Genomic DNA, 19689 nt, shown 5'->3' with positions numbered 1-19689 from the left:
CGGCAGAATGGCATCCAGACCATTCCAAATACGAATACATCATGGACACCCTGCGCGCCCTCGAAGCCTTCGTGCACAGCGTGGAGCTGGGCAGCCTGTCGGGCGCGGCCCGCGCGCTCGACACCACGCAGCCCACCGTCAGCAAGCTGGTCGCGGGGCTGGAGCGTTCGCTCGGCGTGCGCCTGCTGCGGCGCACCGCAGCAGGCCTGAGCCTGACCGAGGAAGGCCAGCGCTTTCACGAGCGCGCACGGCGCATGCTGGAGGACTACGGCGACGCGGTGTCCGACGTGCGCGAAGGCATCCAGCAGCCGCGCGGCCTGCTGCGCATGAGCGCGCCGGTGACCATGGGCCAGCGGCATCTCAACGCGATGGCGGTGGAGTTCCTGGGCCTGTACCCGGACATCGAGCTGGAGCTGGTGCTCGACGACCGCTTCGTCGATCCGCTGGAGGAGCGCATCGACGTCTCTCTGCGCGTCGGCGGCGCCTTGCCGCCCGACTTGGTCGCGCGCCACCTGGGCACGTGGCCGCGCGTGCTGGTCGCTTCACCGGACTACATCGCGGCATGCGGCAAGCCGCGCAAGCCTCAGGACCTGCTGGCGCACGACTACCTGCGCTATGCGGCGGGCGACGACGGCGTGCTGCTGCAAGGCCCCGATGGCCCCGTCACCGTGCCGGTGCGCAGCCGCTATCGGGTGAACAACGCGGTGGCTCTGCTCGACAGCGTGCTCGGCGGCGCCGGCATCTCGTTGCAGCCCACCTGGATGGTGGCCGACCTGCTCGAACAAGGCCGACTGGTGCGCGTGCTCGGCCGCCACACCGGCCCGGCGCAGGAGGTGCACCTGCTGTATGCCCCGCGCCGCCACCAGCCGCTGCGCGTGCGCGTGCTGGTGGACTTCCTGGCCGAGCGGGTGGCGCAGCTGCCGGGCGCCTCCCGCCCGGTTACGCGCTAGTTCAGCGGCAGCCGAAAGAAGGTGCCGCGCAGCGCCTCCTGGCCCGCGCCCGGCTTGCTCCAGTCGCACACGCCGCTCGGGAAGATGGTCTGCAGGCGCGCCAGGTCGGCGCCTGCAATGGTCACCGAGTAGTCGGCCGCATTCACCGGCTTCAGCTGGCACTTGAGCACGTCGTTGACCAGCGGCGTGCCGGCAACGAGGCGCGGCGTGCTGAAGCGCGGGTACACCACGTTGCAGCTGGCCGCCGGATTGGTCGACGCAGCTTCGTCGATGCGCGTGCCGCTCGCGTCCCAGCAGGCATCATTCGCGCCAGCGGGCTTGTTGCGCACGACCTTGTCGATGGACGGTGCAGCCGTGTCGGCAGCCATGTTGTCCAGCCACTTGTTGATGAGGTCGAGCGAGGCCGACATGTAGTCGACGGGCGACTTCGATCCCAGCGTCCAGATGATCTGGTTGTCGCTGCGGCCGTTGGCGCGCTGCAGGCGGGCCCGGATGATCAGGTCCTGCATCGTGTCGTGGATGTCGCCCACGGCATCGGCATTGCCGCGCTGCGTGATGATCGGAATGTTCGCAAGGCCCGGCCCCTTGAAGCTGTTCTTGAAGCCGCCCGCATAGGTGAGCTTCAGCGCATCGGGGTCTGCAACGGAGCGCGCGGCCTGCGTGTTGCCGTCGCCGTCGTAGCCTCCGACCTTCTCGTTCAGGTCGAGAAACTCCGTCACCGAGATCGCGCCGCTGTTCAGCGCGGCCAGGCCGTACTGCACGCCGACGTTGTCGATGGGGCGCCGCGCCTCCTGCGTGCCGGCGCGCTTGCCGAGCAGGTTCACGTTGGTCTGGAACAGGTCGCAGCGGATGCCGTTGGGGTTGGTCGTGCGGTTGAACACGTTCGACACGTTGGCCGGTTCGAGAAAGCCGCAGCCCACGGCGTTGTCGGACTTGATGATGCTCGCGAAGGACAGGTCCCAGCTCGTGCAGGTGTTGGTGTTGAAGCCGTTCACCGCGTTTTGCTTGGCCGTGGTCCAGGTGGTGGTGTCGAGCTTGTAGACGTTGTTGAGCAGCCGGCACTCCATCACCTCGGGCATCAGCGTCTCGGGGAAGGACACGATGGGCTGGATGCCGTCGAGCAGGCCCGGGTAGAGCTGCGCGATCAGGTACTGCTGGATGGCGCCGCCCGAGCCGCCGAAGCCGACCGTCCACTTGGGCACGGCGCCGAATTCCTCGATGACGTGCTCCTTCAGCATCATCAGCGTCTCGCCCTGCAGGTGTGGGTTGGCGTGCTGGTTGTTCCAGAGCTCGGTCGAGTTCATGAAGGCGAAGCCGCGCGACAGCTGGATGTGGCCCACATCGCCGAGGATCGTCTCGATGGGATGCACGCCCTGGTTGTACTGGGCAGAGCCGCAGCAGTCGAAGTACACGACGAGCTTCTTGTTCCAGCCCGCGCCGGGCTTCCAGGTGGCGGGTGCGTCCTTGGTCGGGTTGTCGAGCACCGCGAGCCGGTACACGCCGCGGTTGATGGTGCCCGACTCCACGCGCACGATGTAGGGCACGGTGTTGCCGTCGTTGGTGGTGGTGGTCGCGAGGTCAGCGGGGCGCGTGCCCGTGGGGTCTGAAAGCGGTTTGAAAGTATTGGAGGTGCTGCGGTAGTACCAGAGCACCTGTGTCGCGGCCGAGCAGTCGGCGTCGAGCGGTGAACCCAGGCCGTTCTGCACCGTGCGGCATTCATAAGGCGAGATGTGCGGGCCCGAAAGAATGGGCCCGGTGATGGGGTAGTTGACCAGCTTCGTCTCGGTGCGCTGCGCGGTGTTGTCGGCGTTGCTGACCACCAGCGTGTTGCTGCTGCCCGTGGTGCTGGAAGCATCCGTCGTGAGCCCGGTGACGAGGCCGCGCAGTACGCGGGCCGTGCTGTCGGCCACCGGCACCTGCGAACTCACGTCCTTGCCGTTCAGGCTTACGCGAACCTTGTCGAGCGCCACGCCAACGGGCGCGGTGATTTCGATCAGCGAGTCGCCGCCGCTGACCATGTCGGGCGACGACGAGAGCGTCTTCACCTGGAACGCGGCCGGCGTCTGCGTCGCGGGCGGTGGGCTGGCGCCGGGAATGAACGAAAACCCCGATCCGCCGTCGGAGCCTCCGCCGCATCCCGCGACGAGCAGAGCTCCTGCCATGGCGAGACCCGCGGCAAGGGCGCGGGGCCGGCGCGGCCACGGAAAAACCCGCTTGTGCGGGCGACGGGGTGTAGCGAACATGGACGTCTCCTGTGTTGTATGTCTTGAAAGAATACGAATGGACGTTCCGGGGCGCGGTCGTTGCGACGACACATGACGCGCGAATTGCTACAGGTAATCCCTGATTCACCCAGCGAGCCTTTTTCTTCTTCCTCCGCTGCGCAGGTGCTGGAAGAGACGGTGCGGCGCTCCAAATGGGCGTCGGCCCTGTCGCCGGTTGACCTCGAACACGTGCTCGGCAGCATGCAGGAACGGCAGTTCGCGCGCGGCGGCTGCATTGCGCGCGCCGGCGAGCCGGTCGAGCACTGGATGGCGCTGATCGATGGCTTCGCAAAGATGTCAGTCGCATCCGAAGACGGACGGGTCTCGACCCTTACGGGCGTGTCGGCCGGCGTGTGGTTCGGCGAAGGTTCGTTGTTCAAGCACGAGGCGCGCCGCTACGACGTGTTCGCGCTGCGACCCACGCGCGTTGCGCTGATGCCGCGCCGTACCTTCGAATGGCTGCGCGGCACCAGCGTGCCGTTCAACCACTACCTGCAGGAACTGCTCAACGCGCGGCTCAGCCTCTTCATCGGCGCGCTGGAGCATGAGCGCCTGCTCGACACCGACGCGCGCGTCGCGAACTGCCTGGCGAGCCTGTTCAACCCTGATCTGTATCCCGATGCACCGCGCTTCCTGGAGGTGGGGCAGACGGAGATCGGACTGCTCGCGAACGTGTCGAGGCAGCGCGTGAATGTTGCGCTGCAGCGCTTTCAGGCGCTGGGACTCATCCGCCTCGAAAAGCGCGGGCTGACGGTGCTCGATCTTGGCGGCTTGCGCGGCTACAAGGCAGAAGGCGTCTTGCCGCTGCGCCCGTCAGGTGCTGCGTAGCTGGCGCGTGCCGACTGGCGTGTCGGGGCCGGTGCGCACATTGCGTTCGATGAACTCGCGCGCAATGGCTTCCACGTTGGCCGGCGCCGGCGCGTTGAAGGACATGCGGTACTTCAGCAGCTTGCCGTTGCGCACCGCGAGGTATGTGAACGAGTCGTAGGCCTTGGCGTCCTTTGCATGCACGAGGCGGAACGAGACCGTGCGGAAGGTCAGCCCTTCGATGCGCACGTCGCGTGTGGGGCCGATCCTGGCGCTTGCGTACATGCCCTGGGCGGTGGCTCGCTGCACCTCGGCGATGGTGCTCTTGAAGTGCTCGTCGAATTGAGGGTCGTCCACGCCTGGTTGCCAGGCGCGCTTCATGTCGTACACGTAGACATCGATCCAGCCGACGCTGCTCTCGAAGCGGTGACTGTTGCCGAGGCCCGCATTCAGTGCCTCGTAAGACTTGGAGTTGATGTAGCGCCACTGCACGCCCGTGGGCGGGGCCGGTGCCGACTCGGCGGCGGGCGGCGTTGCTGCCGTTGTTCCTGCGGCCGGCGCCGTGTTCGGTGCGCTCGCGCAGGCGCAGAGCAGGGCGCAGAGAAGCAGGGCGAACAGCAGTTTCATGGACTGGTCCTGGAGTCGAGGGGAAAGAACGGGCAGGTCAGTCGAGGCGGATCTCGAAGTAGGCCTCGTCGGCTTCGCCGAGTGCGCGAAAGCCGGCAGTCTTGGCGGTTTCGTAGGCCTTGGCCCAGGTGGCGGCCAGCGCAAGTTCGTCCTTGCTGAGTTCGTCGGCGCTGGACTCGCTGGCGTTCTCGAATGCCTTCAGCGCGGCTTCGACGTTGTCGCCCAGCAGCTTGTCGAGCTCGCGGCGGAAGCGCGACTCCGCAGTGGCGATGACGTCGGCCGGGGCGTCGGGGAAATCGACCAGTTTCACGGTGTAGCTCATGGGCCGGGATGCTACGTGATCGCAAAGGCCGTATGGAGGCACCTTTGCCACAGCGCCCCGACCGTTTCGACACGGTCTTGCTGGTGCCGGGAGCAGTACGGCAGGTGCCTGAAGGAAGACACGCAGGAATTCGCGGGAGCTGTTGGAGCGGGTGAAGGGAATCGAACCCTCGTATGAAGCTTGGGAAGCTGCCGTTCTACCATTGAACTACACCCGCATCTGGCAAGTCGCCGACTGCATGCCTGCAAGCGACGACAGGCGGGAGTATAGATGCATGTCCTTCGACCCAGGAGCCTCAACCGAGCATGAAACTCAAGCCCACTCACCTCGCCCTTCATTTGTTCTTCGCCGCGGCAGCAAGCTCGGCCGCAGCCGGAACAATCGCATGCGTGCCAGCTCACAACAGTGCGGGGCCAGCCCCCTGGATCCGCAGGATCTCGATCGACGAGCACTCTCGTACCGTCAACATGGACATCGTGCGCCAGAGGACCAAAGACACGGACACCATGGGCAAGATGCGGGCCGAGTTGCTGAGCATGGACGATACCCAGGGCGGCGAGCCGGTCTACGTCTTCAATGCCATTCCCGCGGCAGGCGATGAAGTCACGAACCTCTTCAAGCTGTTCAAGGCGGGGGAGTGGCGTCTGATAAGTGCCGGGGTGACGTTCGTGGGCAAGGTGCCGGTGCTGCGGGCGGTCGATCCGGGCACGGTCTTCAATTGCAAGCGGTCGGATATGGGGTAGTCCGGCAGCAGCCGACGGCGCTCAGAAATTTTTTTCGCGCACTGCCTCTTTCGCAGGCATCGCGTTGCAGGCCACGCCAGGCAAGGCTTTCGAGCGATGCGCACACAGTTTTCCACAACGTTGTCCCCGTCAAGAAGGAACAACGTGTCATGGCCGTGTGGTATGGGCAAGTCAAGAGCAAAATGGGTAGCCCGAGGGTAGGCGCGCTCCGACAGACTTGAAGGCGGGCGCGGAGGAACATGACTCCACCGCACCCTTGCGGAAAGGAGCGTGAAATGACGTTCGACTTCTTGTTTCGTCCGAATCACACCGCGTACCTCCGGCGCGCGGCGGCACTTCTTGAAGAGGCGCAAATGGCGCGCATCGAGCATCAGGCGGCGGCAGAGCATCACAGTGCCCTGGCCCGGATGTACGCCGAACGCGTCAGGCGCCTCGAGAACGAGCTCTATCGCCAGCCGCAGGCGGTGGCGCATGGGCTGGTGGCGGAAGGCACCGCGGAAGACCGGCCGCAGCTGTATTCGCTGGACGGAACCCGCAAGCCGGGGCTGACCTCGGCGAACTGAAAGCAGCGGGGGGGGGCCGGGGCGTGGGCTCGGTCTGTGCGGCGTCGCGCCAAAAAAATACCCGCCGAAGCGGGTCCGAGTGACCCTGGTGGGCCGGCTCTAAGCACTGACAGAGAGCTCTTCTTTTATGCGGCCCTGTTGCGTGACAGCATCGGTATGGTCTGTGGTCGCCCCGGACGCCGGTGTCAGCCGGAAACAGGCAGTCGCCGTAGGACACTTATTAAAACGTGAACTATTTGGCAGTTTTGTGCGGTTGGCAGACCGCTGGCGCTCACCTGATCAGACTCATCGATCTGAAGTGTCGGTCCTGTCCGACAAGGCGCCGGGGCATGAGGCCCTAGATTTTGCGGACTCGCTTCGAAGTGCGAGTTCTCTGTGCGTGACAGCACTCAAGAGGTTCAACCCAGCCCTGTGCTGGGTTTTTTTTGTGCGGTGCCGGCAACCCGCACATCTATCTATCCAGCCATCCCTCAGCGCAGGAACACGTGCTGCATGAACTGCCTGATCGGGTACTGGATCACCGCCTGCACCTTCGCCGGCAGCTCCAGCGGCCGCATCAGCATCTTGAGCGTGTTGCCGGGGCTCAGGTTTGTGCGGATGGTGCTGTTCATGTCCGCGCTCAGCCGCTCCACGTAGGCCGTGTCGCTGGCGCGGCCGGGCGAGCGCGCCTTCACCACATGGCGGATCGCGCAGTCGGCGTCCTCGCTCTTGAGTTCGAGCGTGCGGCGGCCGATGGTGCCCATCACGCGAAAGCGGCTCAGCTTTTCCTGCTCGCGATAGCGGCGGAAGAAGCGGTAGAAGTGCTTGTAGTGGTTGACCTCGTCGGTCGCGATGCGGGTGGCCAGGTCTTGCAGCACGGGCTCGTTGGTGCTGCGGGCCATGGCGCGGTAGTAGGTGGCGGTGCCGGTCTCGACCACGCAGCGGGCGGTCATTTCGAGGGCGCGGGTCGGCGCCAGCAGCTCTACCTTGCAGTAGGTCGCGTATTCCTCAAGGAAGCCCTGGTAGGCGGTGTCCCATTCGAACTCAGGCCACACGTGGCGAACGTAGGCGCGCAGGGCCTTGCCGTGCTGCAGTTCTTCCTGCTCCCAGTGGTTCGACAGCCAGTCGGTGACTTCGTCGTCGCCCCGGAAGAAGTCGACCAGGTTCTGTGTGTAGAGGTCGGAGCCGCTCTCTATGAAGGAGGCGGACGTCACCAGGTAGAAGAGGTTCTCGTCCGGGCGTACCTTGTCGAGCGCGATGCGCGAGAAATCCAGGTCTTCGATCTGCCAGTGTTGTTCCGCCTCTTGGCTTGCCATGCGAACTCCTTGATCTTTTGTCCGTACAAGTACGGATGGCGCAGACCGTATTTGGTTCTCGTTTTTTGCGCCAAGTCACATATTAGCCGCGGAGTCCGGATCGTGCAGTTTTCCCGGTGCGGCCCGATCCGGGCGCGGGCGCCATGGCCAAACCTATAATCGTTTGTTCAAGCAAATCAAGCAGTTAGGCCGGTTCGCCGCAGTGGGTTCGACAAGAGGGTCGCCATCGCCGCGCCGCCCTCGACAGAAGACGAATCCAAAGATGAGCCAGCCCACATTCACGGTCGCGGACATCCGCAAGACCTTTCTCGATTTCTTCGCCTCCAAGGGCCACACCGTCGTGGCCTCGAGCTCGCTGGTGCCGGGCAACGACCCGACGCTCATGTTCACCAACTCGGGCATGGTCCAGTTCAAGGACGTGTTCCTCGGCGAAGACAAGCGCAACTACGTGCGCGCCGCCTCGGTCCAGGCCTGCCTGCGCGCCGGCGGCAAGCACAACGACCTCGAGAACGTGGGCTACACCGCGCGCCACCACACTTTCTTCGAGATGCTGGGCAACTGGAGCTTCGGCGACTACTTCAAGCGCGAATCACTCACCTGGGCCTTCGAGCTGCTGACCAAGGTCTACAAGCTGCCGGCCGAGAAGCTCTGGGCCACGGTCTACATCGAGGACGACGAGGCCTACGACATCTGGACCAAGGAAATCGGCTTGCCGCCAGAACGCGTCGTGCGCATCGGCGACAACAAGGGCGGACGCTACATGTCCGACAACTTCTGGATGATGGCCGACACGGGCCCCTGCGGCCCGTGCTCCGAAATCTTCTATGACCACGGCCCCGAGATTCCCGGCGGCCCGCCCGGCAGCCCCGACGAAGACGGCGACCGCTACATCGAGATCTGGAACAACGTGTTTATGCAGTTCGACATGCAGCCCGACGGCTCGGTCAAGAAACTGCCCGCACCCTGCGTCGACACCGGCATGGGCCTGGAGCGCCTGGCCGCGATCCTGCAGCACGTGCACAGCAACTACGAAATCGACATCTTCGACGCGCTCATCAAGGCCGCCGGCCGCGAAACCGGCACGCAAGACCTGGCCAACAACTCGCTCAAGGTGATCGCCGACCACATCCGCGCCACCTCGTTCCTGGTGGCCGATGGCGTGATCCCGTCGAATGAAGGCCGCGGCTATGTGCAGCGTCGCATCATCCGTCGCGCCATTCGCCACGGCTACAAGCTGGGCCAGAAGAAGCCCTTCTTCCACAAGCTCGTGCCCGACCTCGTGAAGCTCATGGGCGACGCATATCCGAAGCTTGTGGCCGACGAAAAGCGCATCACCGACACGCTGAAGGCCGAGGAAGAACGCTTCTTCGAAACGCTGGCCAACGGCATGGAAATCCTCGATGCTGCACTGGCCGGCGACGCCAAGGTGCTGCCGGGCGAAGTGGCCTTCAAGCTGCACGACACCTACGGCTTTCCGCTCGACCTGTCGGCCGACGTATGCCGCGAGCGCGGCGTGAGCGTCGATGAGGCGGGCTTCAACGCCGCCATGGAAAAGCAGAAGGCCGCGGGCCGTGCTGCCGGCAAGTTCAAGATGGACCGCAACGTCGAATACGCCGGCGCGGGCAACACCTTCACCGGCTACGACCACCTGGAGGAAAGCGCCAAGGTCGTGGCGCTGTACTTCGAAGGCGCGGCTGTTCAAGAGCTGAAGGAAGGCCAGAGCGGCATCGTCGTGCTCGACACCACGCCTTTCTATTCGGAGAGCGGCGGCCAGGTCGGCGACCAGGGTGTGCTTATCGCCGAAGGCGTGCAGTTCGGCGTTGAAGACACACAGAAGATCAAGGCCGACGTGTTCGGCCACCACGGCACGCAGACCCAGGGCACGCTCAAGGTCGGCGACGCGGTCAAGGCCGCGGTCGACATTGCCCGCCGCGCCGCCACCATGCGCAACCACTCGGTCACCCACCTGATGCACAAGGCCCTGCGCGAAGTGCTGGGCGATCACGTGCAGCAGAAGGGCTCGCTGGTCGATGCCGACAAGACGCGCTTCGACTTCGCGCACAACGCACCCGTCACGCACGCGCAGATCCTCGAGATCGAGAAGCGCGTCAACGCTGAGATCCTCGCCAACTCCGAGACGCACGCCCGCGTGATGGACATGGAGTCGGCCCAGAAGACCGGCGCGATGATGCTGTTCGGCGAGAAGTACGGCGAGACTGTGCGCGTGCTCGACATCGGCACCAGCCGCGAACTGTGCGGCGGCACCCACGTGGGCCGCACGGGCGACATCGGCCTCTTCAAGATCGTCAGCGAAGGCGGCGTGGCCGCTGGTGTGCGCCGTATCGAAGCCGTCACGGGCGCCAATGCGCTGTCGTACCTGCAGGACCTCGAATCGACCGTGCACAGCGTGGCCGCCACGCTCAAGTCGCCGGCCGCCGAGCTGCAGGGCCGGCTCACGCAGGTGCTGGAACAGGTGAGGGCGCTCGAGCGCGAAGTGGGTGCGCTCAAGGGCAAGCTCGCATCGTCCAAGGGCGACGAACTCGTGTCGCAGGCCGTGGACGTCAAGGGCATCAAGGTGCTGGCCGCCAAGCTTGACGGTGCTGATGCCAAGACGCTGCGCGACACCATGGACAAGCTGAAGGACAAGCTCAAGACCGCCGCCATCGTGCTGGCCGCAGTCGACGGCGACAAGGTGCAGATCGCAGCCGGCGTCACGGCCGACAGCGTGGGCAAGGTCAAGGCCGGCGAGCTGGTCAACTTCGTGGCCCAGCAGGTCGGCGGCAAGGGCGGCGGCAAGGCCGACATGGCCATGGCCGGCGGCACCAATGCGGCGGGCCTTCCGGCCGCGCTGCAATCGGTGCAGGCCTGGGTCGCGGAACGCGCCTGACAGACACGCATCAGGAACAAGCACTTCATGCCCGACGCTACCCCCGATGAAGTGCTTGTGATGGGGGCGGGCACCATCGGGTGCTTCATAGGCGGCAGCCTCGCGGCGGCCGGTGTGCCCGTTACTTTCGTCGGCCGTCCGCGCGTGCTCGAAAAGCTCGCCAAGCACGGCCTTACGCTCACCGACATGGACGGCGCAACGCGCAAGCTGCCCGCCGAAAAGCTGCGCTTGTGCGAGCAGGTTCCCGTGGGTGCACGGCCTTCGCTGGTGCTCCTGTGCGTGAAGAGCGGCGCCACGGCTGCGGCGGCGGGCGAGTTGGCTTTCGCGTTGCCCGCGGGCACCACGGTGGTCTCGCTGCAGAACGGTATTTCCAACTGCGCGGCCGCATCGCAGACCGGCCCTTCACTCAATGTGCGCGCCGGCATGGTGCCGTACAACGTGGCCGAGATCGGCCCTGGCGCCTTCCATCGCGGCACTCCCGGCCGGCTGGCCGCGGAAGACGACGCGGCGCTGCGCCCGTGGCTGCCCGTGTTCGAGCGCGCCGGCGTGCCGCTCGATCTGCATGCCGACCTGCTGCCCGTGCAGTGGGGCAAGCTGATGCTCAACCTCAACAACCCCGTCAACGCGCTCTCGGGCCTGCCCCTGCGCGAAGAGCTGATGCTGCGCGGCTACCGCCGCTGCTTCGCGTCGTTGATCGAGGAAGCGCTGGGCATCCTCAACGTTGCGGGCATTGCGCCGGCGCAGGTGGCTGCCGTTCCGGCGCATCGGCTGGTCAGCCTGCTGCGCCTGCCCGACTGGCTGTTCCGCATCATCGCGGGACGCATGCTGCGCATCGATGCCAAGGCGCGCTCCAGCATGGCCGACGACCTCGCGCTCGGCCGCCGCACCGAGATCGATTCGCTCAGCGGCGAGGTCGTGCGCCTCGCGCAGGAGCACGGCCTGAGCGCACCGCGCAACGCGCGCATGGTCGCGCTGCTCGATGCCTGGCCGCAACAGCCCAAGCGCTGGACGGCACGGCAATTGCAGGATGCTCTCGGCCTGTAGCGCTTAGCCTGTACCCTCGGCTGCGTTGCAGCAGCTTTCAAAGGGTTGTTCTCATGCAGGTCTTGATTCTCGGCAGCGGTGTCATCGGCACCTCGGTGGCGTATTACCTGGCGCGCGCCGGGCACGAGGTGACGGTGCTGGAGCGCCAGCCGGCGCCCGCGCTCGAAACCAGCTTCGGCAACGCGGGCGAAGTCTCGCCCGGCTACTCGGCGCCGTGGGCCGGGCCCGGCGTGCCGGTCAAGGCCATCAAGTGGATGCTCATGCAGCACAGCCCGCTGGTCATCAAGCCCATGCTCGATCCGGCCATGTGGCGCTGGGGCCTGTCGATGCTGCGCAACTGCACGCAGGCGCGCTACGAGATCAACAAGGGCCGCATGGTGCGGCTCGCCGAATACAGCCGCGACTGCCTGAAGGCACTGCGCGCCGACACCGGCATCGCCTACGACGAACGCATGCAGGGCACGCTGCAGCTTTTTCGCACGCAGCAGCAGCTTGACGGCACCTCGAAGGATGTCGAAGTGCTCAAGGCTTCCGGCGTGCCGTACCAGGTGCTCGACCGCGAAGGCTGCGTGCAGTACGAGCCCGCGCTCGCGGCCGTGAAAGACAAATTCGTCGGTGGCCTGCGCCTGCCCGGTGACGAGACTGGCGACTGCTTCAAGTTCACGCAGGCGCTGGCCAAGCTGGCGGAAGCCGAGGGCGTCAAGTTCAGGTTCGGCGTCAACATCCAGGCCATCGAACACGATGCAGCCAAGGGCGTGACGGCAGTGCGCACCGATGCCGGCAGCTTCACCGCCGACCGCTACGTGGTCGCGCTCGGCAGCTATTCGCCCGCGCTGGTCAAGCCGCTGGGCATTCGGCTGCCGGTGTATCCGGTCAAGGGCTTCTCGATCACCGTGCCCATCACCGACGCTGGCGGCGCACCCGAATCGACCGTGATGGACGAGACCTTCAAGGTGGCGGTCACGCGTCTCGGCGATCGCATCCGCGTGGGTGGCACCGCCCAGCTCTCGGGCTTCGACCTGCAGCTCAACGAGCGACGTCGCGACACACTCGAACACGTCGTGACCGACCTGTTCCCCAAGGGCGGCAACGTGCGCGACGCCTCCTTCTGGACCGGCCTGCGCCCGATGACGCCCGACGGCACGCCCGTGATCGGCGCCACCCGCATTCCCAACCTGATGCTCAGCACCGGCCACGGCACCCTCGGCTGGACCATGGCGGCAGGCACCGGCCGTGTGATGGCCGACCTGATTGCGGGCAAGGCGCCCGAGATCGACATGGAAGGCCTCACCGTGGCGCGCTACGGCGGCTGAAGAGCCCGACGCTCCCACCCCCGCAGGGCGGCCCGAAAAGGCCGCCCTGTTTTCGTTGAGTCACAAAAATCAGGGTTTCTACTTAGTCACGAAGTTGTCTTCCTCGGTATTCTCACGGCGTTCCATTAATAAATCGTTGTTTCTTTAGTGAAACAAAACCACGATCACACGGACCCGATGAAACAGACACGCCGCCATGCCATCGCCGCTGCCATTTCCCTGGCCGCCGCTTGCGCCACCGGACTCGCCTGGGCAGACAGCTACCCGAGCAAGCCGATCACGTTGGTCGTTGCCTATCCGGCCGGTGGCGACACCGACGCACTGGCGCGGCTCTTCGCCGAAAAGCTCTCGACGCGCGTCGGCCAGCCCGTGGTGGTCGACAACCGCCCCGGCGCCAGCGGCATCATCGGCAGCGCCTACGTGTCGAAGGCAGCGCCCGACGGCTACACGCTGCTGCTCGCGCCCAGCACCTTCTCCATCGCGCAGCTGGTGCTGAAGACGAATGGCTCGTCGGGCTACGACGTGTTGAACGGCTTCACGCCCATCGTGCAGACGGGCAGCCAGCCGCTGTTCCTCGTGGCCAGCGGCGGCAGCGGCTTCGCCGGGCTGAAGGACGCCGTGACCGCAGCAAAGGGCGGCAAGTCGTTGAGCTATGCGAGCCCGGGCAGCGGCTCGCCGATGCACATCCTCGGCGAGATGTTCGCCCGCGCCTCGGGCACGAGCCTCGCGCACGTGCCGTACAAGGGCGTGGCGCCTGCCGTCAACGACGTACTGGGCGGCCACGTGCCCGTCACCTTCATCACGCTCGGCCCGGTGTCGCCGTACTTCGCCAACGGCAAGCTGCGCCCGCTGGCCGTGGCCTCGGCCCAGCGCTCGCCGCTCGCGCCCAACGTGCCGACGCTGGCGGAGCAGGGCTACAAGGACGTCGAAGTGACGGCCTGGAACGGCCTCTGGGGCCCGCGCAACCTGCCGCCCGAAATCGTGAAGACGCTCAACGGCCACTTCAACGAAATCCTGAAGATGCCCGAGATCGTCGCGCGCATGGCGGTGCTCGGCACCACGCCCGTGGGTGGCGACGCCGACGTGCTCGGCAAGACCAACGCCGCCGACTACACGCGCTTCGGCAAGGTCATCAAGGAGCTCGGCATCCAGGCCGACTGAACCGACTGAAGCCCGCATCCCCATGACCGAACTCAAAGCCATTCCCGATCCATCGAGCCTGCAGGCACTGCTGGCCGAGCTGCCGGCCAACCTGCTGGCCGGCCGCCGCATCCTCGTGACCGGTGGCGCGCGCGGCCTGGGCCTTGCCTTCGCGCAGTGCATTGCCGCGGCGGGTGCGAGCGTGGTGCTGGCAGACATCCTGGGCGAACTGGCCGAGACCGAGGCGAAGGCGCTGCGCGAAGCGGGCCACACAGCCCGCGCATTGCCGGTCGACCTGTCGAACCCCGGCTCCATCGTGGCCTGCGCCGACGAAGCCATCCGCCTGCTCGGCGGACTCGACGGCCTCGTCAACAACGCAGCCATTACCAATTCGGGCGGCCGCGACGCGCACCAGCTCGAAATCGACATGTGGGACCGCGTGATGAACGTCAACGTGCGCGGCAGCTGGCTCATGGGCCGCGCCTGCCGCAGCGCACTGGCCGAAAGCGGCCGCGGCGCCATCGTCAACCTCGCGTCCGACACGGCGCTGTGGGGCGCGCCCAACCTGCTGGCCTACGCATCGAGCAAGGGAGCCGTCATCTCCATGACGCGCTCGCTGGCGCGCGAGTGGGGCGGCGACAACATCACCGTCAACGCCGTCGCGCCCGGCCTCACGCTGGTCGAGGCCACCGAATACGTGCCGATGGCGCGCCACCAGAAGTACCTCGAAGGCCGCGCCATTCCCCGCGAGCAGCAAGCCGCCGACGTGTGCGGCGCGACCCTGTTCCTGCTTTCCGGCCTCGCACGCTTCGTGACGGGCCAGTTGCTGGCCGTCAACGGCGGCTTCGCGATGCACTGATTTTTCCGACCAAGGAGTACACCCGATGAGCGATCTGTCCGAACAGCAGAAGATCAACGAAGCCGGCACCAACAGCCTGGCACAGCCCGAAGGCACCAGCCTCGCGGAGTGGATGAACACCCGCATCGCGCGCTACGAAACCCGCAAGTACGACTGGGACGCGTTGAAGTTCCAGTCCGACTTCGACCCCAAGTTCCGCCGCGCGCAGATGCGCTACGTGGGCACCGGTGGCACCGGCGTCGCTAAGGACGTCAACACCGTGCCCGCCGAGCACTTCACGTTTTCGACCATGGTCATCCCGGCCGGCCACGAAGGCCCGCCGCACCTGCACACCGACGTGGAAGAAGTGTTCTTCCTGATTCGCGGCAAGCTCAAGGTGGTGATCGAGAAAGACGGCGAGCGCTTCGAAACCATCATGACCGACCGCGACCTGATCTCGGTGCCGCCTGGCGTGTACCGCGAAGAGATCAACATCGGCGACGAAGACGCGCTGATGTGCGTGATGCTCGGCGCGAAGAAGCCCGTGACGCCGACGTACCCGGCCGATCACCCGCTCGCCAAGATCAAGCGCTGAGCGAACAAGCCATGAACGACGCCATCGCCACCGACGCGCTGACGCTGCCGGCCTCCGAGCTGGCGCGGCTCGACGCACGCTTTCCGGCCCGCAATGTCGCGGTCGCAGGTGGGGCCGTGGTGTCGGTGCGCGAATGCGGCCAGGGCCCGGTCGTCGTGTGCCTGCACGGCATCGGCTCGGGTGCGGCGTCGTGGATCGACACTGCCGCGCTGCTCGCGTCGCAGGCCCGCGTGATTGCGTGGGACGCACCGGGCTACGGCGAATCGACGCCGCTCGAAGCCGCCGCACCGACCGCAGCCGACTACGCGGCACGTCTCAGCGCCTTGCTCGATGCACTCGGCATCGAGTCGTGCGTGCTGGTTGGCCATTCGCTCGGCGCGATCACCGCTGCATCGGCTGCGCGCACCGATTCGCGCATCCGCCGACTCGTGCTCGTCAGCCCGGCGATCGGCTACGGCGCTCCGTCCCGCGCGGAGGCTCGTGCCAAGGTGCGCACCGAACGCCTCGCCACGCTCGACGAACTCGGCATCGCCGGCATGGCCGCGAAGCGCGCGGGCCGGCTCGTCTCCGACAAGGCCAGCGACCACGCCCGCCAATGGGTGCGCTGGAATATGGCCCGGCTGAACGACCGCGGCTATCGCCAGGCCGTCGAGCTGCTGTGCAACGCCGACCTGCTGGCCGACCTGCCGCCGCCCATGCCCGTACGCGTGGCCTGCGGCGCGCTCGACGTGGTCACGCCTCCGGCCGCCTGCGAAGAAGTCGCGCGCCAGTGCGGCGTGCCGCTCGAATTGGTGGACGATGCGGGCCACGCCGGCTATGTGGAACAACCGCAGGCCGTCGCCGCACTGCTGCGCGAATCGCTCGCCGGCTGACCGCAACACAAACACAAGACATCCAAGGAAGGAAAAAGAGGCATGGCCAACAACGACAACGAGACGATGGAAGAGGGCGCCGACCGCTACAACGTGCCCGCGCTGGAGCGCGGCCTGCGCGTGTTGTGCGAGTTCAGCCGCGAAAGCCGCACGCTCTCCGCCCCCGAACTGGCCCGCCGCTTCGACCTGCCGCGCTCCACCGTTTTCCGCCTGCTCACCACGCTTGAGAACATGGGGTTCCTCGAGCGCGCCGAGGGTGGGCGCGACTACCGCCTGGGCCTGGCCGTGCTGCGCCTGGGCTTCGAATACCTCGCCTCGCTGGAACTCACGCAGCTCGGCACACCGCTGCTCAACCGCCTGTGCGACGAACTGCGCACGCCCTGCAACCTGGTGGTGCGCGATGGCCGCTCCATCGTCTACGTTGCCAAGGTCGCACCGTCCACGCCCTTTGCCAGCTCGGTCACCGTCGGCACGCGTCTGCCGGCCCATGCCACCGTGCTCGGCCGCATCCTGCTCGAAGACCTCACGCTGCCGCAGCTGCGCGCGCTCTACCCCGAGGACAAGCTCGAAACCTTCTCGCCGAGCACGCCCAAGACCGTGAACGAACTCTTCGACATGGTGCAGGCCGACCGCCAGCGCGGCTATGTGCTGGGCGAGGGCTTCTTCGAGTCGAACATCTCCAGCATCGCTGCGCCGGTGCGTGACCACAGCGGCCACATCGTGGCAGCGCTGGGCGCCACCATCACCTCGGACCACATCGAGGAAAGCCGCATGGACGAGATGGTGCTGCGCGTGCGCGGCACGGCCGACGAGATCTCGGGCTTGCTGAATTACTCCCCAGCGCGCGCCGCCAAGGTGGTGCCGCTTCGCAGCGCATGACGGTCATGGCACAGCAGACTTCCTCCTTCTTTGCAGCCAAGGCGCTGGCCGGCCGCGTGGCCGTGGTCACGGGCGGTTCATCGGGCATCGGCCTGGCCACCGTCGAGCTACTGCTCGGCTGCGGCGCATCCGTCGCGCTGTGCGGCCGCAATGCAGAGCGGCTCGACGACGCCGTGACCGATCTGCACGCGCAGTACCCGAACGCCAAGCTCTTCGCCCAGCCATGCGACGTGCTCGACGGTGCCTCGGTCCGCTCCTTCGCCGCCGCCAGCGAAGCCGCGCTCGGCCCGGCATCGATGCTGGTCAACAACGCAGGGCAGGGCCGTGTCTCCACCTTCGCCGACACCGACGATGCGGCCTGGACCGAAGAGCTCAACCTGAAGTTCTTCTCCGTCATCAACCCCACGCGCGCCTTCCTGCCGCAACTCGCGGCGCAGCGCGCGGTGCTGGGCGATGCTTCCATCGTCTGCGCCAACTCGCTGCTGGCGCGCCAGCCCGAGCCGCACATGGTTGCCACCTCGGCCGCGCGCGCCGGCCTGCTGAACCTCGTGCGCTCCATGGCCACCGAATTCGCTCCGCAGGGCGTGCGCGTCAACGGCATCCTGATCGGCCTGGTCGAGTCGGGCCAATGGCGCCGCCGCTTCGAGGCGCGCGAAGACAAGTCGCAAGACTGGGCCGCATGGAGCGGGCAGCTCGCGAAGAACAAACACATCCCGCTGGGTCGCCTGGGGCTTCCGACCGAAGCCGCGCGCGCGATTCTTTTTCTTGCTTCCCCGCTCGCGTCGTACACGACGGGCAGCCATATCGACATTTCCGGAGGCCTCTCGCGCCATGCATAACCCCACGAACAACAACACGGTCACCGTCGGCGCAGTCGTCGCCGCCTTTCTCGAACAGTGCGGCGTCAAGGCGGCCTTCGGCGTGATCTCTATCCACAACATGCCGATCCTCGACGCCTTTGCGCAGCGCGGTGCGATCCGCTTCGTGCCGGCGCGCGGCGAGGCCGGAGCCGGCAACATGGCCGATGCGTATGCGCGCTCCACGGCCAGCCTCGGCGTGTGCCTCACCAGCACCGGCCCGGCCGCCGGCAACATCGCGGGCAGCATGGTCGAGGCACTGACCGCCGGCGCGCCGCTGTTGCACATCACGGGGCAGATCGAGACGCCGTACCTCGACAAGGGCATGTCGTACATCCACGAGGCGCCCGACCAGCTCACCATGCTCAAGGCCGTGTCGAAGGCGGCCCTGCGCGTGCGCAGCGTCGAGACGGTGCTCGGCACGCTCAAGCGCGCAGTGCAGCTTGCGATGACGGCGCCGACCGGCCCGGTGAGCGTGGAGATTCCGATCGACATCCAGTCCGCGCTGACGACCATGCCGGCCGACCTGTCGCCGTTGCCCATCGAGCGGCCCGTGCCTTCTGCTGCTTCGCTCGACGCACTGGTTGCGCGCCTTGCTGCAGCCAAGCGCCCGATGCTGTGGGTCGGTGGCGGCGCGCGCCACGCCCGAGCCGCCATCCAACGCCTGCAGAAGCTCGGCTTCGGCGTGGTCACCACCACGCAGGGCCGTGGCACGGTGCCCGAAGACGATGCCGGTTCGCTCGGCTCGTACAACATCCACAAGCCGGTCGAGGCGCTGTACCAGCGCTGCGACGCGATGCTGGTCGTCGGCTCGCGCCTGCGCGGCAACGAAACGCTCAAGTACGAACTGAAGCTGCCGCGCCCGCTGCTGCGCATCGATGCCGATGCGGCCGCCGAAGGCCGTGGCTACGCCACCGACCTGTTCGTCTGCGGCGACTCCGCTCTGGCCCTCGAAGGCCTGGCCGATCGCCTCGAAGCCGCGAAGTACAAGGCCGACCCGGAACTGCTCGCCGACCTGCGCGCCGCGCACGAGCAGGCCGTGGCCTCGCTCACCGACGGCCTCGGCCCGTATGCCGAGCTTGTGAAGGCGCTGCAGTCCGCCGCCGGCCGCAACTTCAACTGGGTGCGCGACGTGACCGTGTCGAACAGCACCTGGGGCAACCGCGAACTGCGCATCTTCGAACCCAGCGCCGGTGTGCACGCCACGGGCGGCGGCATCGGGCAGGGCATGCCCATGGCCATTGGCGCTGCCATCGGCGCGGCCGAAACGGCCTCGGGCCGCAAGACCTTCTGCCTGGCCGGCGACGGCGGCTTCATCCTGAACCTTGGCGAACTCGCAACCGCCGTGCAGGAGCAGGCCGACATGGTCATCGTGCTCATGAACGACAAGGGCTACGGCGTCATCAAGAACATCCAGGACGCGCAGTACGGCGGCCGCCGCTGCTATGCCGACCTGCACACGCCCGACTACGCGCTGCTGTGCAAGTCGCTGTCACTGCCGCATGCCCGCGTGCAGCGCATGGACGAGTTGAAGGCGAAGCTGGGCGAGGCGCTGGCGAAGAAGGGCCCGTTCCTGCTGGAGATCGACATGCTCTCCATCGGCGATTTCAAGAGCGCCTTCGCAGGCCCGCCGACCAACACCGTCACGCAGATTCCGGCGCTCGGCAAGGCTGCCGCCGCTTCGGTGGAGTGA

Annotated in this window: 18 protein-coding genes and 1 tRNA gene; 14 read left to right on the top strand and 5 right to left on the bottom strand. The window is 66.6% G+C overall.

The window, feature by feature from the left end:
• The first annotated feature begins 41 nt into the window (after window positions 1–41).
• Entirely contained in the window at window positions 42–950 is a 909-nt protein-coding gene (locus tag ACN9MV_RS19305) for a LysR substrate-binding domain-containing protein (protein WP_426389010.1), read from the top strand.
• Here the strand turns inward: ACN9MV_RS19305 and ACN9MV_RS19300 are convergent.
• Window positions 947–3193 (bottom strand): DUF6351 family protein, encoded by a 2247-nt coding sequence (locus ACN9MV_RS19300; protein WP_426389008.1) that lies wholly within the window; start codon window positions 3191–3193, stop codon window positions 947–949. The two genes, ACN9MV_RS19305 and ACN9MV_RS19300, sit on opposite strands and share 4 nt — an antisense overlap.
• Before the next feature lie 72 nt (window positions 3194–3265).
• Between ACN9MV_RS19300 and ACN9MV_RS19295 the strand changes: the two genes are divergently transcribed.
• Window positions 3266–4042 (top strand): Crp/Fnr family transcriptional regulator, encoded by a 777-nt coding sequence (locus ACN9MV_RS19295; RefSeq protein WP_426389006.1) that lies wholly within the window; start codon window positions 3266–3268, stop codon window positions 4040–4042.
• Here the strand turns inward: ACN9MV_RS19295 and ACN9MV_RS19290 are convergent.
• From ACN9MV_RS19290 to ACN9MV_RS19280, 3 genes are all read right to left on the bottom strand, one after another.
• Window positions 4028–4648 carry a hypothetical protein gene (locus ACN9MV_RS19290; RefSeq protein ID WP_093055784.1) on the bottom strand — a complete coding sequence of 207 codons (621 nt, stop codon included), beginning with the start codon at window positions 4646–4648 and terminating at the stop codon, window positions 4028–4030. The genes ACN9MV_RS19295 and ACN9MV_RS19290 overlap by 15 nt on opposite strands.
• 37 nt (window positions 4649–4685) lie before the next feature.
• Entirely contained in the window at window positions 4686–4970 is a 285-nt protein-coding gene (locus tag ACN9MV_RS19285) for a hypothetical protein (RefSeq protein WP_097198960.1), read from the bottom strand.
• Window positions 4971–5113: 143 nt separating this feature from the next.
• Window positions 5114–5187: transfer RNA gene (locus ACN9MV_RS19280), tRNA-Gly, on the bottom strand.
• 88 nt (window positions 5188–5275) lie between these two features.
• Between ACN9MV_RS19280 and ACN9MV_RS19275 the strand changes: the two genes are divergently transcribed.
• Together ACN9MV_RS19275 and ACN9MV_RS19270 are read left to right on the top strand one after the other, a co-directional pair.
• Entirely contained in the window at window positions 5276–5713 is a 438-nt protein-coding gene (locus ACN9MV_RS19275; RefSeq protein WP_426389004.1) for a hypothetical protein, read from the top strand.
• A 275-nt stretch (window positions 5714–5988) separates the two neighbouring features.
• Window positions 5989–6276: a hypothetical protein gene (locus ACN9MV_RS19270; RefSeq protein ID WP_093055798.1), complete on the top strand. Its 288-nt coding sequence runs from the start codon at window positions 5989–5991 to the stop codon at window positions 6274–6276.
• A gap of 470 nt (window positions 6277–6746) precedes the next feature.
• Here ACN9MV_RS19270 and ACN9MV_RS19265 read toward each other — a convergent pair whose 3' ends face one another.
• The gene (locus ACN9MV_RS19265) at window positions 6747–7571 is read right to left on the bottom strand and encodes a ferritin-like domain-containing protein (protein WP_093073549.1); all 825 of its coding nucleotides are present in this window, start codon (window positions 7569–7571) and stop codon (window positions 6747–6749) included.
• A 262-nt stretch (window positions 7572–7833) separates the two neighbouring features.
• Here ACN9MV_RS19265 and alaS point away from each other — a divergent pair, with 262 nt between their 5' ends.
• From alaS to ACN9MV_RS19215, 10 genes are all read left to right on the top strand, one after another.
• Complete coding sequence (gene alaS / locus ACN9MV_RS19260; RefSeq protein WP_426389001.1) at window positions 7834–10458, top strand: alanine--tRNA ligase; 2625 nt, start codon at window positions 7834–7836, stop codon at window positions 10456–10458.
• A 27-nt stretch (window positions 10459–10485) separates the two neighbouring features.
• Window positions 10486–11502 (top strand): 2-dehydropantoate 2-reductase, encoded by a 1017-nt coding sequence (locus ACN9MV_RS19255; RefSeq protein WP_426388999.1) that lies wholly within the window; start codon window positions 10486–10488, stop codon window positions 11500–11502.
• 53 nt (window positions 11503–11555) lie between these two features.
• Window positions 11556–12815 carry a D-amino acid dehydrogenase gene (locus ACN9MV_RS19250; RefSeq protein WP_426388998.1) on the top strand — a complete coding sequence of 420 codons (1260 nt, stop codon included), beginning with the start codon at window positions 11556–11558 and terminating at the stop codon, window positions 12813–12815.
• Window positions 12816–12992: 177 nt separating this feature from the next.
• Entirely contained in the window at window positions 12993–13976 is a 984-nt protein-coding gene (locus ACN9MV_RS19245) for a Bug family tripartite tricarboxylate transporter substrate binding protein (protein WP_093073557.1), read from the top strand.
• Window positions 13977–13998: 22 nt separating this feature from the next.
• Window positions 13999–14814, top strand: a complete 816-nt coding sequence (locus tag ACN9MV_RS19240) for an SDR family oxidoreductase (RefSeq protein WP_426388997.1) — start codon at window positions 13999–14001, stop codon at window positions 14812–14814.
• A 25-nt stretch (window positions 14815–14839) separates the two neighbouring features.
• The gene (locus ACN9MV_RS19235) at window positions 14840–15388 is read left to right on the top strand and encodes a cupin domain-containing protein (RefSeq protein WP_093055812.1); all 549 of its coding nucleotides are present in this window, start codon (window positions 14840–14842) and stop codon (window positions 15386–15388) included.
• Window positions 15389–15399: 11 nt separating this feature from the next.
• Entirely contained in the window at window positions 15400–16260 is an 861-nt protein-coding gene (locus tag ACN9MV_RS19230) for an alpha/beta fold hydrolase (RefSeq protein WP_426388996.1), read from the top strand.
• A gap of 42 nt (window positions 16261–16302) precedes the next feature.
• Window positions 16303–17139, top strand: a complete 837-nt coding sequence (locus ACN9MV_RS19225; RefSeq protein WP_426388995.1) for an IclR family transcriptional regulator — start codon at window positions 16303–16305, stop codon at window positions 17137–17139.
• A gap of 5 nt (window positions 17140–17144) precedes the next feature.
• Window positions 17145–17978, top strand: coding sequence for an SDR family oxidoreductase (locus ACN9MV_RS19220; protein ID WP_426388994.1), 834 nt, complete (start codon window positions 17145–17147; stop codon window positions 17976–17978).
• Complete coding sequence (locus ACN9MV_RS19215) at window positions 17971–19689, top strand: thiamine pyrophosphate-binding protein (RefSeq protein WP_426388993.1); 1719 nt, start codon at window positions 17971–17973, stop codon at window positions 19687–19689. Before ACN9MV_RS19220 ends, ACN9MV_RS19215 begins: the two co-directional genes overlap by 8 nt.

The sequence above is a fragment of the Variovorax sp. R-27 genome (genome assembly GCF_049913215.1).
In the GTDB taxonomy this organism is placed as follows: Bacteria; Pseudomonadota; Gammaproteobacteria; order Burkholderiales; family Burkholderiaceae_C; genus Variovorax.
The sequence above is the reverse complement of the archived record's forward strand: the minus strand, read 5'-3'. Positions and strand labels throughout refer to the sequence as shown.